The organism is Ruminococcus sp. BSD2780120874_150323_B10, assembly GCF_015553695.1.
GTDB classification, from domain to species: Bacteria; Bacillota; Clostridia; order Oscillospirales; family Acutalibacteraceae; genus Ruminococcoides; species Ruminococcoides intestinale_A.
The window spans coordinates 1-13,134 of record NZ_JADNHD010000030.1 but is presented as its reverse complement, the minus strand read 5'-3'; the positions used below and the strand labels follow the sequence as shown (position 1 = coordinate 13,134).

The window sequence follows — 13,134 nt, the reverse complement described above, 5'->3', positions numbered from 1 at the left end:
GACCCCATGTTTGAAAATAACGTGCTGCTGACGCAGACCGAAAGGCTGATGATGTCAAGCCGCCCGAAGCACCCGAAGTATGCAAGAAACAAAAACGTGCTTGTCATCGGCGGCTCCGGCAGCGGCAAAACAAGGTTTTTTGTAAAGCCCAACTTAATGCAAATGCACAGCAGCTATGTTGTCACAGACCCGAATGGTTACAATATAAGAGGATAGAGAACCGAAGCGTGTTACATATCTACTTCAACACGAAAATTACTTGATGAAGGGAGGTTGAAATCGTGGCGAAGAAAGAAGAAATCAAAATCACAGCTCTGTACGAGCGTTTGTCGAGAGACGATGAACAAGCTGGCGAATCGAACTCCATCCAGAATCAGAAAATGTACTTAGAAGAATATGCCCGACAGAAAGGGCTACGCAATATTAGGCACTTTTCTGACGATGGGTACTCCGGCACGAACTTCAATCGTCCCGGATTTACAGCCCTGCTTGAAGAAATCGAAGCAGGACGAGTGGAGACCCTTGTGGTAAAAGACCTATCCCGTTTTGGTCGTAATTATCTGCAAGTCGGTTATTATACTGAAGTTGTGTTCCCGAAAAAAGGAGTACGCTTCATTGCTATCAACAACAGCGTTGATAGTGCCAATCCCACAGACAATGACCTTACCCCGTTTTTGAATATCATGAACGAGTGGTATGCCAAAGATACAAGCAACAAAATCAAGGCAGTCTTTAAGTCCAGGATGCAGAAAGGCTTGCGTTGTAGTGGTTCTATCCCTTATGGCTACAAACGCACCAAGGACGATAAGCAGCAGCTTTATGTGGACGAGCCTGCCGCAGAGGTAGTCAGAAGAATATTCCGTATGGCTTGCCAAGGCATCGGAACTACTACCATTGCTGAAATACTGACAGCGGAGCAAGTGCTGATACCATCTGCCTATACTGCCAAGACCTCGCCGGAGAATTGCAGAAATAAGGATTACGCAGACCCCTACCGATGGAGTGCTACTACCGTTGGCTATATCCTTGACAGGCAGGAATATCTCGGTCATACCGTGTTGGGTAAATCCATCTGCGAGAACTTCAAGACGAAGCAACGCAGACCTGCCACCGCTGATGAACTGATGATATTCCCCGATACGCACGAAGCTATCATTGACCAAGACACTTGGGATATTGCAAGCAGAATGCGCTCTAAGAAAAAGCCGAGAGCCGCAAATGGCACTTACACCCACCGTCTTTCCGGTTTGGTTTACTGTGCCGACTGCGGAGGAAGAATGAGTTACAGCAGCCCCGAAGCCAAGCACAGCGAAAAGAACTATGATTCCGATTCCTCTTTCCAATGCGGCAACTACCGCAATAAAGGAACGGAATGTGTCTCCCACTTCGTAAAAACTTCGGTTCTGGAAGCCGCAATTTTACAGGCAATCCAAGCAGTCAGCAAATATGTCCTTGAAAACGAGGAAGAATTTATTGCCCAACTCAAAGCAGTCTGGAGCGAAAATAAATCCAAGCATACTGACATCGGACAACAGGAGCTTGAACAAGCAATGAAGCGAATGACCGAGCTTGACAACTTGATACAGAACCTCTATGAAAGCTCTGTTAAAGGCACTCTGCCGGAACGACAGGCACAGCGAATGATACAGCAGTACGATGAGGAACAAATCCTTCTTGAAAGGCGTGTCGAGGAACTGAAAAGCCAAATCCAGTATGAGGAAGTCAAGGAAGCTGAGACAGGACGATTTATCGCCCTTGTAAAGAAGTACAAGGACTGCGCTGAGTTGACCGACACAATGCTCTATGCGTTCATTGACAGGATTGAGGTTCACGAAGCCACAGGCGGACGAACAATCTACCGTCAGCAAGTCATTGATATTCATTTCAACTTCATCGGACACTTCTATCCCCCTGCGGAGACCATCACCGAGGAAGAACGCATTGCCGCTATTGATGCCGAGCATCAACGAAAGAAGCAAGAGAAAGGCAAGCGAGCTTACGAAGTCCAGAAACAGAAAAAGGCGGAATTGAAGAAAGCTGCCGAAGCAGGAGACCCCGAAGCCATTGCAGAGCGTGAACGTCAGCTTGCCATGCAGCGTGAACGAAATCAACGCAGACAGCAGAAAATCAAGGAAGCCAGAGAAGCTGACCCGGAGTATATCCGTCAGATGGACGAGAAAGAGCGTATCAAGCGTGAAAAGCTGCTTGAAGCCGAACGCAAAAGGGCTGAGAAAGCCAACAGAAAAGCGAAGCTGTCACGAGCCGAACTGAAAGAAAAGGCTAAGACCGACCCCGAAGCCGCAAAGGAATTTGAAGCTCTGAAAGCGAGAGAAAACGCTACAAGCAAACGAAGCTATAAGCGACAGAAAGAGCGAATGGAAACTGACCCCGAATATGCTGCTTTGATGGCAGAACGCAGGGCTGAATATAACCGCAGACACACAGCCAAACGCAAGGCAGACCGTGAAGCTCTGGAAGAACAAGCCAAGACAGACCCCGAAGCAGCTAAGAAACTGGCTGAAATGCGAAAGTATCAGAGCGAAGCAACTGTTAGAAGCTATCAGAAGATGAAAGCTGATGCAAAAGCAGGAGACCCCGATGCTATTGCCAGATATGAAGCCCACCTTGCCAAACGCAGGGATGAATACCATCAAAAGAAAGCCAAAAAGGAGGATATTCCGGCATGAACGAACTGAACCCCAATCTCAACAAAGCAAATAAGGAGGTCACTATGGAATTGAACTTTATCAAATCCGGCGATTACTACATCCCCGACATCAAGTTGAAGAACCCCAATATCCGTCTCGGCAAGTGGGGACGGATGCGTAGAGAGTATCTGCGACAGGCACACCCCATCGTATTCTCTGAAATGGTACTGAGCGAAACACTCTATGAGCATTGTGCGGAGATTGAAGCCACCGCAAAGAAGCGAATGGATGTGATCTTGCCGCAGCTTATGAAGTATTACGGCGTGACGGAGCAACTGAAAGCCGAGAACCAAATTGAATGGGTGCGCCAGATGAACGCTTGTGTTGCACAGGCAGAGGAAACCATCAAGGGCGAACTGATCTACTGCGAATGAGCTAAAAAAGCCAAGCACAGACCCTACAATTTCATATCGTAAACCAAGCGACAGGTATTTCCTTGTGAAGTCTCTGTCGCTTTTAATTTTTCAAAATTCAAGGAGGAAAACACTATGAAGATGAACATTATGGAAAAGAAAGCTCTCTACACCTTTGGTTGTCCTAACCACAAGGCAACGATTGCCCGTTTGCGCCTGTTGGCAGCTATCACCCCCGACCCCGCCGCCGGAAAGCTGTTCTGCAATCTTGCAGCCAAACTGAGTGGCATGGGCGAAATGTATCGTTGTTTCTTCTACACACTCCGAATGGAAATGGGAAGTTACTACGATGCAGAACTGACTATGAAGCTGGCAGAAGTCAGCACCTATGATATGGAGGGCGATTATGGCGAAGCTGACGAAGTATGAAAAGGAAACCATCGTTCTGTTCAACGAGGGTGAGGACACAGCACACATCCAGACCTACAATGCCGGATTGAGGAACAGACTGGCGGCGTTCTCCAAGAAGCACCCCGACCTTTGCCGATTGGAAAAGACCTACGAGCAAGGCGGCGTGTCCTATCTTCTGGACAAGTCCCGACTGTCCATCCGTCTGCAACCGCCAATGAGCGAGGAACGCAGACGAAAGGCAAGCGAGAACGCCAAGCAAAACGGTTTCAACAGTCACACGGAATAATGTAGCGTTTAAGGTTGATTTGCGGTCAAAATGTCGGGTCTGCATCCGATGTTTTGTCCGCAATTACATATCGAGGTGTAGAGAGATATAGGGAGTGCGAAAAACGGAAATATTCGGTTAATAAAGTGAAAACCTACACTGAATGTTCACATGCTATATCTTGAGATTGTCACAAAAATCAAGTAAAATATATGTGACAACCTGACAAACAGCGGCGATCTGGCTAACCGCCATATCGCCGCTGCTGCTTTCTCAAAAACTTTTTTGAATTTTTTCAAGTTTTCCGCACATTTGATGTAGGAAAACCGTTATACATAGTGAAAGGAGGTTTGAACGCTATGGACTTAAGTGAACAGTATGACAAAATATACCGTTACTGCTATTTCAAAGTCCACCATTGCCAAACAGCGGAAGATATTACGCAAGAAACATTTTTGCGTTATTTCAGCAAAAATTTAAGTCTTGATAGCAGCAAAGAACTTCCTTACCTTTATACGATTGCCCGCAACTTATGTATCGAGGAATATCGCAAAAACAGCAAAGAAATTATAAGCGAAACAAACGATGATCCGGGTTATGACCCGACGGAAGAATGGATAAACAGCATTGCCTTGAAAGAGTTGATCTATAAACTCCCACAGGACGAGCAGGAGCTATTGCTGCTGAGATATGCAAATGAACTTCCAATTGCTTCAATATGTAAGATCACCGGGCTTTCTCGTTTTGCTATATATCGCAAAATCTCAAGGATATTGAAATATCTCAAAACAGAGTTGCAGAGAGGAGGATTTTCGTATGAATAGAGGATTGAAAAAGCAAATCGCAAAGGCTTTTGATGCACCTGCGCCGAGGGACAAGGCACAGTTTGTTCGTTCGCTGCCCAGACCGCATATCAGTACCAAAGCATTTATATTCAGTCAAATCCCTTTCATTAAGAAAAGTATATGGCTGTTGTCCGTACTGATCGTTTTACCTGCGGTGTGGGGTGCTTCTTTCGCAAGCGAGAACACGGTATGGATCGTATCTGCTTTTACCCCATTCCTTGCCTTGCTTCTTATTACAGAGAGTGCAAAATCTACGCTGTATGGAATGAATGAATTGGAAATGGCTTCCCGCTTTTCACTAAAAAATATTGTGCTGGCAAGGCTGACCATCTTGGGTATTTTTAATTTTGCGATTTTCTGTATCATAATCCCAATCTGTCATATCGCAAATAGTATTTCCCTTGTGCAAACAGGAGTATATTTGTTTGTACCTTATTTGCTGACAACAAGTATCAGCTTGTATATTGTCCGCCATTTTCGGAATAAAGAAGCTATTTACGGTTGTATGGCAGTAGCTGTTTGTGTAAGTACGGCAAATATGACACTTCGATATGTGGCTAACTTTTTATTCCAAACAAATTATTTAGTCTGGTGGGTAGTGATCGCTCTACTCTTGATGATGTTTACGGCGAAGGAGCTTTATCAGACATTCAAGAAAACGGAGGGATTCCTATGGAACTTTGCATTGACAGACTGACAAAACAATATGAAAACAAAATAGCCGTTGACAGGGTAAGCTTGCAACTGACAAACGGCGTCTATGGATTGCTTGGAGCAAATGGCGCAGGAAAAACAACCTTCATGCGTATGCTTTGCGGGATTTTGAAACCGACAGGAGGTACAGTAACCTTTGATGGGTTAGATGTTTCTTCCGAGGAATACCGGGCAGAGTTGGGCTATCTTCCGCAGGACTTCGGGTATTATCCCGATTTCAGCGGTTGGGATTTTTTGATGTATATGGCATCACTAAAAGGATTGACAAAATTAGAAGCAAAAAGGAAAGCAAAAGAGCTTCTGGAATTAGTGAGCCTTTCCGATGTGGGCAAAAAGAAAATTGCAACCTATTCCGGCGGCATGAAGCAAAGGCTTGGCATTGCGCAGGCACTACTAAATGACCCGAAAATCATCATTTTAGATGAGCCGACTGCCGGGTTAGATCCCAAAGAGCGTGTGCGTTTCCGTAATTTGATAAAGGATTTAGGAAAGGACAGCATTGTTCTCTTGTCCACGCATATCGTTTCAGATGTTGAGCATATCGCAGATACGGTGCTTATGATGAAAGCAGGGCAAATCATTTACAACGGCTCCGCTGATGAAATTGAAAATTTAGAGGAATTTTACCTTGCAGAATTTGAGGAGGAGTGAGTATGTTTGCGCTGTATAAGTTTGAATTACGAAAAATAAACAGCAGGAAAATTGTCTGGATCACAGGCTGCGTGATGCTTGTGGGACTTCTCATTTGGGGCGTAGCAAGTGCTGTTCTGCCGCAGAGCAGAGAATATTCCGACAGTTCCTTAAATGGATATGAAGCAAACCGGGCAGAGCGTGAAGCTGCGGAATTGATCTCCGGCAGAGCCATAGACCAAACGCTGATTGATGAAATGCGCCCTGCGTATGAGAATTTTGTTTTTAATGGAAATTACAGAGAAGCACTCCCGTATTTAGATGTATATAATCTCATAGGCAGAACATTGGGGACACAGGCAAGTGCAGAAATATTAGAATGTGACAGCGAAGCATTTTATGAACGGCTAAATGCACAGTTAGAAGCAAATACTCCGGCAGGGTTAAGTGAAAGCATTTCATTTGACGAGCCGATTGTTTATCATGGATATTTTGATGGCTGGCAGCAGATCACGGATATGATGAAGTTTATTGCCTGTATGGAAATCATGTTTATCGCAATCTGCCTTTCCCCGGTGTTTACTGTGGAGCACACCCGCAAAACAGATCAGGTCATTCTATGTACTCGGTTGGGCAAGAAAAAACTGTATGCCGCAAAAATCCTTGCGGGCTTGACGGTTGGTATAGGCTTTACGCTGCTTCTCTCTCTGTTGATGTTTGGTATAGTCGCTTTCCTGTATGGATTTGATGGGTATAATACCATATTTCAATTTGTCTTGCTCCGTCCGTTTGATCTTACCATTGGACAGGCTGCTTTGATTTTGGTTGCGTTGTCCTTTGCCGGAGCTGCATTGGTGAGCCTGTTTACTATGATGTTTTCCGAACTGACAAAGAACAGCGTTGCCACGATTGGAACGATAACGGGTGTTATGCTTGTGACGATGTTTATTATGGAAATGCCCGCCAATCTGAAATTACTTTCAGAGATATGGTATCTGCTGCCGAGCAATTTGGTTTCGCTCAATGGTGCATTTCGTTATTCTGCACTTTCTGTTGGTGGCAGCACTTTGGCGGCATATCAGTATGCTCCATTTGTATACGCTGTTTTGGCTGTCGTTTTTGCCTTGATTGGAAAGTTGACATACAATCGCTATCAGATTAGTGGGAGATAAATAGTAAAACTTTTGATTTTGATGTAGTTTTTCGCTCTGGATTGCAAGTATATAGGTGAGGCAATAAAAATAGGAGGCTTGTGAAATATGAGAAAATACATAGCATTAGTTTTAACATTGGTCTGTGTTCTTGCTTTAGTAGGCTGTGAGAAGAATGACACCTACAAAATTAGAATTACTATACCCGCTGGAAGTACAGAAGCATTCGTTTATTCGGACGAAGAAATATCAGCAACGGGCAAAAAGATAACCATTTCTTCTGGCGAGGGGTTGGGGGATACAGAGGTTGTTTTGTCACCAGTAAATGAAATGGTTGAAACTGGATATGTGGCAACATATCTAACTCCTGGACTGCCTGTTGAGTTTGATGCAATAACGGGCGAATGGTTCAAAATCGGTGTATCTATGCAAAATGATACCGACACAGACATAACGGTTTATGTTGAGGTTGAAGGTGTAGAAGTTAGAATTGAGTAAAGTTATTTTATAGTTTTTCTCCTAAACTTTCCGTTGAGTATGAAAAAAAGCAACTACTAAACAAAGCGTCGGTTGCAATACTTCTCAATGCGGCTATACACTATAAGCGAACAAGCAAAAGGAGGTTTGCATTATGGACGCAAAAAAGTTTGGCGCATTTATCGCAGCCATGCGAAAAGAAAAAAACATGACACAAATGGACTTGGCAAGAAAACTGCAAGTAACCGACAAGGCTGTTAGCAAATGGGAGCGTGGTTTGGGGTTTCCAGACATAAACACGATTGAGCCATTGGCTGACGCTTTGGGGTTGAGCGTATTGGAGGTTATGCGCTCTGAAAGAATAGTCGAAGCCGAGATCAGCCCCGATACTGCTGCCGTTGCATTGACTGATACCTTTGAACTTGTGAAATTGCAGCGCAAGGCTGAACGGAGATCAATTCTGAAAATTGCGGGCTGCATAGCCGCTGCTCTTTTCTTGATTTTCCTTATTGACGGTATGGGCTGGATGGGCTTTGCTTTTGCCTATTTTCCCGTAATCTGTTTGATTGCGAGTGTCGCACTTGTCATATATGGGATTTGGCGCAAGAAAAATAAACTGCCTTGCTTGCAGACATTCATCTTGGCTGGAGCGTTGATACTAATTCCAATCTGCATTGTTGTTTTGTTCTTCCTTGCGGGTGTTTTAGGTCTTGGGCCTGTGCCTAATTAAGAAAAGTAAATAATGACCAAGCCAAAGGCGATCAACCGTAAAAAGTTGGTCGCTTTTGTTTTGCCCATTTTTGAAAGGAGGTTGCCCCGATGCCCAATGAAGAATTGGAAAAACTGAAACAGAAGCAACACGGATTGGAGAAGAAGCTGACCGCAGCCAAGCACAAGGAAAAGCAGTTGGAACACAAGCTGAAACAGTTGACCCGAAGCGAAAGAACCCACCGACTTTGCACTCGTGCCGGAATGTTGGAGAAGTTTCTGCGAGAGCCGACCTTGCTGACGGACGATGATGTGATGGAGCTTTTGACTTTCATCTTCCATGACCAAGCCGTTCAAAAGAAGCTGGACTTGCTGATTGAGAAGCGAGAAAAAGAAACGACAACGGAGGACGGCGAGGTTTAACCCCTCGTTAGAGGGCGCAATTATACACCACCTAAAGATGGTGATTGCGTTCTGCCGAAAGCCCCTTGCAGGGAGCTTGATGATTTCCGCAAAAGTCCTTTGCTCCAATCATCCAGAGGAAGCTACACTTCCCCTGCGCTGTCTTGCGACAGCTACCCCTTTGTGGACTTGCCGCCGATGAACTGATTGCCCGACAATCGAGATTGTCCGCAATCATTCACCGTCAGCAAGTTTATATTTTCACCCCGACCGTGCTGAAAAGTATCGGTCATTTTTTATTGCACCGAGAAAGGAGGTTCAATCAAAAATGCCAGTACCCCATCTGAACATACGAATTGTTCAGAGAAGTAAGGGCAGTTCTGCTGTTGCCGGAGCTGCCTACCAAGCCGGAGAAAAATTGTTTTCCGAGTACGACCAGAAAAACAAAGACCACCGCAGAAAGCAAAAGGAAGTGGTTTACACGGAAATCATGTTGCCGACCAATGCCCCACCCGAATATGCAGACCGAGCAACGCTCTGGAACTCTGCCGAGGAAGTAGAGAAACAATGGAACTCACAGCTTGCAAGGCGTTTCGTTGTTGCCCTGCCAAGAGAAGTGCCGATGGAAATGTATCCGCAGATGATGCAGGAATACTGCCGTGAGCATTTTGTATCAAAGGGAATGTGTTGTGATTTTGCAATCCATGACCCAGACCCACTGGGACACAATCCCCATTGTCATATCATGCTGACAATGCGAGCCATTGATGAAAATGGAAAGTGGATGCCCAAGAGCCGCAAGGTTTATGACCTTGACGAGAACGGCGAGCGTATCAAACTTCCGTCCGGCAGATGGAAAAGCCACAAGGAAGATACTGTTGATTGGAACGAACAGTATCACGCTGAGGAATGGCGACACGGATGGGAGGTTGTTCAGAATAAATATCTGGAGCTTGCCGGAAGTGCCGAGCGTGTGGATATGCGTTCCTATGAAAGACAGGGGCTTGACATTATCCCGACAGTCCACATGGGAGCCGCCGTGTCTGCTTTGGAACGCAAGGGCATTGAAACCAATATCGGAAATCTCAACCGAGATATTAAAGCCGCTAACCGCATGATGAACGCTATCCGCAGCACCATTAAAAATCTGCGAAACTGGATTGCGGATATTGTGGCAGCTACCAAAGAAGCCTTTGCGGAAATGGAAGCGGAAAAGAAAAATGCTTCGCCCACTCTCTCCGAACTTCTCCGTGATTATATGAATCTGCGAAAAGCGGAGCGCAGCGAGTGGTCGAGGTACGGACAGCAGAAAGGCACAGCCGATGATCTGAAAGCTGTCTCCAAAGCTCTGATCTACTTGAAAGAGCATGAGCTGTTCACTCTGGAAGATTTGGACACAGCCCTGCAAGGCGTGAACGAAAAAGCCGGAGCAATCAATGCCGATATGAAGAAAGCATCTTCCCGAATGAAAGTCATTACCGGCATACAGAACGCCGTGGCAGATTGCCAGACCCACAAGGCAGTCCATGACAAGTATCTGAAAATCGGTTGGAAATCAAGGCAAGCCGCTTATGCTGAAAAGCACAAGGACGAACTGGACAGCTTCAATAAGGCATTCCGCTATCTCAAAAAGCAGGGCGTGGATTTGAATGTCAATCTGGATGCTCTGCAAACAGAGTATGACGGTCTGAAAGCAACCCACACCGAGCTTGCCGGACAGCTTGCTACCGTCAAAGAAGAATTACAGCCGATGAAAGATATTCGTTATTGGATTGGTAAAGTCCTCACGCCGGAACAGGCAGAGGTCGAGAAGAAGCCCGAACCGAAGCACTCTCTTACAGAGAAAATGAAGTTCCTGCAGGAGCAGGACAAGAAACAGCCGGAGCAGAAATCTCCGCAGCACAAACAGAAAAAACAGAATATGGAACTCTAACAGGCACTTGCCGTTTTCTCTTACGAAAATGTCGAGTGCCTTTTTTGTTTCCCGAAAGGATGATGCAATGAATGTATTTGAAGCAGTAAAAGGCAATGTTACCACCCGACAGGCGGCAGAGATGTACGGCATCCATGTCAACCGCAACGGCATGGCAGTCTGCCCTTTCCACAATGACAAAAATCCGAGCATGAAAGTGGATATGCGTTTCCATTGCTTTGCTTGTCAAGCGGACGGAGATGCAGTTGATTTTGTTTCCCGTCTGTTCGGACTGCCGAGCAAAGAAGCCGCTATGAAATTGGCTGATGATTTTGGTATTGGCTATGACAGCAAACAGAAACCGTCTGTCAGACCCAAAATAAGAGAACCTACCCCGGAACAGAGATACCAACAGGAAGAAAACCGATGCTATAAGGTGCTGACCGATTACTTCCACTCTCTCCGAGCGTGGAAACAGCAGTACGCACCGAAACAGCCGGGGGATGAATGGCATCCCCTGTTCGTGGAAGCCCTGCAAAGAGAAAGCTATATCGAATATCTGCTTGATATTCTCTTGTACGGCACTCCCGAAGAAAAGAAAGCTCTGGTTGCCGAGCAAAGAAAAGAGGTGATGAAACTTGAACAGCGATTTGCAGAAAGAAGATCTGCGCCAAGGCATAGCAGAAGTCAGAGGAAGTCTGGACTTGACCGATAGCGGAGCAATTAAGAACAGCATCCGAAATTGTCTGACCGTCTTTATGAAAGACCCACTTCTGCAAGGGGCTGTCAGCTACAATCTGTTGACAGAGCGAGTGGATATTGTGAAAACGCTATGGTGGAAAAAGCAAACTGCCACGCTGACGGACACCGACCTAAACTATCTTATGCTTTATCTGGAAGATAACTACGCTCTGACCAGCGAGAAGAAAATCCAGAAAGCAATCAGCATCGTAGCGGACAACAATAAGTACCACCCTATACAAGACTATTTGAACAGTCTGGAATGGGACGGCACAGAACGCATCCGCTATGCTCTGACAAAATTTCTCGGCGCAGAGGAAAGCGAGTATGTCTATGAATGTCTGCGACTGTTCATGTTGGGAGCGATTCACCGAGTATTCAAACCCGGCTGTAAATTTGAAGTCATGCTCTGTCTCGTTGGTGGGCAAGGTGCAGGAAAGTCCACTTTCTTCCGACTGCTTGCAGTCAAAGATGAATGGTTTTCCGATGATCTCCGCAAGATTGACGATGAGAATGTATATCGCAAGATGCAGGGGCATTGGATAATCGAAATGTCGGAAATGATTGCCACAGCCAATGCCAAGAGCATTGAGGAAATCAAATCCTTTATCAGCAGACCGAAAGAGACCTATAAAGTGCCGTATGAAACCCATCCGGCAGACAGGCTCAGACAATGTGTGTTTGGTGGCAGCTCCAACACTCTGGACTTCCTGCCCCTTGACCGTTCCGGCAATCGTAGGTTTATGCCCATCATGGTAAATTCCGAACGAGCCGAGATTCACATTTTGGAAGATGAAGCCGCATCGAGAGCCTACATTGATAAGATGTGGGCAGAAGCCATGTTCATCTATCAGAACTTCCCGTTGAAGCTGACACTATCAAAGGCTATGGAAAAGGAACTGCGAGAACTGCAAAAGCAATTCATGCCGGAGGACACTAAGGCGGGACTGATACAGTCTTTCCTTGATAACTACAATGGCACACAGGTCTGCTCCAAGCTGATCTATGCCGAAGCTCTGAACCACGCCTTTGACGAGCCGAAGCAATGGGAAATCCGAGAGATAAACGAAATCATGAACAACAGCATTGACGGATGGAAAGCATTTTCCAATCCCCGTATCTTTGCCAAGTACGGCAGACAGCGAGGATGGGAACACATCAAGCCGCCCGACAACGGGCTATCAGCAACGGACGGGAATTTTACTGACGGTTTTCGTGAGTTGACCGATGAAGAACTCAGTCAGATGGAGCTTCCGTTCTGAAAATGCTGCCCCCGTTGCATGGCTGGTTGCAATCCCGTTGCCGACCCCGTTGCCGGGCAAATCCCTTAAAAGTCCTTGCTGCACAAGGCTTTTTCTTTCTCCAGCAACGAAAGCAACGGAGAAAATCAAAAAGAAATAAATAATAGTATAAAGAGCCAGATAAGGTGTTTTACAGGTTTTTTGAAGCCCGTTGCCGGACTTCGTTGCCGACACACCCTGTCTGGCTTTTTCCATTTCAAGGAGGTATCGCATGAACCAGAACACAAACACCACAAAGAAACCCAAGGCAACTCCGGCAGGAACATTCAATATGAGGATGGGCAACACCACCTATGTCATCGGCGTTCATTTCAGCAAGACGAGCAAGGACACTCTGGAGGATAAGATGAAGCGACTGATGCGTGATGATGTAAGAACAGCAAATTTCTAAATTGAAAATTGTTTGTGACTTTTCCGTTTTCTATCTTGACAGAACGCTCCCGAAAGGAACGGTTTTAATCGAGTGTGGAAAGCTCTTGCAGCGGGGCGGGTACAAAATCAAGGTGCTAAACACCA

General features: G+C 45.8%; 14 protein-coding genes and 2 pseudogenes. All 16 read left to right on the top strand.

What is annotated here, in order from left to right; all coding sequences use genetic code 11:
- Positions 1–192 (top strand): annotated as a pseudogene (locus I2E21_RS11880) (type IV secretory system conjugative DNA transfer family protein); the annotation flags it as partial.
- An 89-nt stretch (positions 193–281) separates the two neighbouring features.
- Complete coding sequence (locus I2E21_RS11875) at positions 282–2,687, top strand: recombinase family protein (RefSeq protein ID WP_195411460.1); 2,406 nt, start codon at positions 282–284, stop codon at positions 2,685–2,687.
- Between the two features lie 44 nt (positions 2,688–2,731).
- Positions 2,732–3,082 (top strand): TnpV protein, encoded by a 351-nt coding sequence (locus tag I2E21_RS11870; protein ID WP_195411462.1) that lies wholly within the window; start codon positions 2,732–2,734, stop codon positions 3,080–3,082.
- A gap of 114 nt (positions 3,083–3,196) precedes the next feature.
- On the top strand, positions 3,197–3,490 hold the full coding sequence (locus tag I2E21_RS11865) for a hypothetical protein (protein ID WP_226875709.1): 294 nt from the start codon (positions 3,197–3,199) through the stop codon (positions 3,488–3,490).
- Positions 3,468–3,758, top strand: coding sequence for a molecular chaperone (locus I2E21_RS11860; protein ID WP_195411459.1), 291 nt, complete (start codon positions 3,468–3,470; stop codon positions 3,756–3,758). Before I2E21_RS11865 ends, I2E21_RS11860 begins: the two co-directional genes overlap by 23 nt.
- 338 nt (positions 3,759–4,096) lie before the next feature.
- Positions 4,097–4,561, top strand: coding sequence for an RNA polymerase sigma factor (locus tag I2E21_RS11855; protein WP_195411458.1), 465 nt, complete (start codon positions 4,097–4,099; stop codon positions 4,559–4,561).
- Positions 4,554–5,279, top strand: a complete 726-nt coding sequence (locus I2E21_RS11850; RefSeq protein ID WP_195411457.1) for a hypothetical protein — start codon at positions 4,554–4,556, stop codon at positions 5,277–5,279. The genes I2E21_RS11855 and I2E21_RS11850 overlap by 8 nt, the downstream gene beginning before the upstream one ends.
- A pseudogene (locus tag I2E21_RS11845) lies at positions 5,255–5,902 on the top strand (ABC transporter ATP-binding protein); the annotation flags it as partial. The gene I2E21_RS11850 and the pseudogene I2E21_RS11845, both read left to right, overlap by 25 nt.
- 47 nt (positions 5,903–5,949) lie before the next feature.
- Positions 5,950–7,098: an ABC transporter permease gene (locus I2E21_RS11840; RefSeq protein ID WP_195411455.1), complete on the top strand. Its 1,149-nt coding sequence runs from the start codon at positions 5,950–5,952 to the stop codon at positions 7,096–7,098.
- A gap of 87 nt (positions 7,099–7,185) precedes the next feature.
- Entirely contained in the window at positions 7,186–7,575 is a 390-nt protein-coding gene (locus I2E21_RS11835; protein ID WP_195411454.1) for a hypothetical protein, read from the top strand.
- Positions 7,576–7,708: 133 nt separating this feature from the next.
- Entirely contained in the window at positions 7,709–8,284 is a 576-nt protein-coding gene (locus I2E21_RS11830; RefSeq protein ID WP_195411453.1) for a helix-turn-helix transcriptional regulator, read from the top strand.
- 89 nt (positions 8,285–8,373) lie between these two features.
- On the top strand, positions 8,374–8,685 hold the full coding sequence (locus tag I2E21_RS11825) for a DUF3847 domain-containing protein (protein ID WP_195411452.1): 312 nt from the start codon (positions 8,374–8,376) through the stop codon (positions 8,683–8,685).
- A 307-nt stretch (positions 8,686–8,992) separates the two neighbouring features.
- Positions 8,993–10,597 carry a MobQ family relaxase gene (mobQ, locus tag I2E21_RS11820; protein ID WP_195411451.1) on the top strand — a complete coding sequence of 535 codons (1,605 nt, stop codon included), beginning with the start codon at positions 8,993–8,995 and terminating at the stop codon, positions 10,595–10,597.
- 67 nt (positions 10,598–10,664) lie between these two features.
- Positions 10,665–11,291, top strand: coding sequence for a CHC2 zinc finger domain-containing protein (locus I2E21_RS11815; protein ID WP_195411450.1), 627 nt, complete (start codon positions 10,665–10,667; stop codon positions 11,289–11,291).
- Positions 11,227–12,579, top strand: a complete 1,353-nt coding sequence (locus I2E21_RS11810; protein ID WP_195411461.1) for a virulence-associated E family protein — start codon at positions 11,227–11,229, stop codon at positions 12,577–12,579. Before I2E21_RS11815 ends, I2E21_RS11810 begins: the two co-directional genes overlap by 65 nt.
- A 250-nt stretch (positions 12,580–12,829) precedes the next feature.
- On the top strand, positions 12,830–13,009 hold the full coding sequence (locus I2E21_RS11805) for a transposon-encoded TnpW family protein (protein ID WP_195411449.1): 180 nt from the start codon (positions 12,830–12,832) through the stop codon (positions 13,007–13,009).
- Positions 13,010–13,134: the final 125 nt, after the last annotated feature.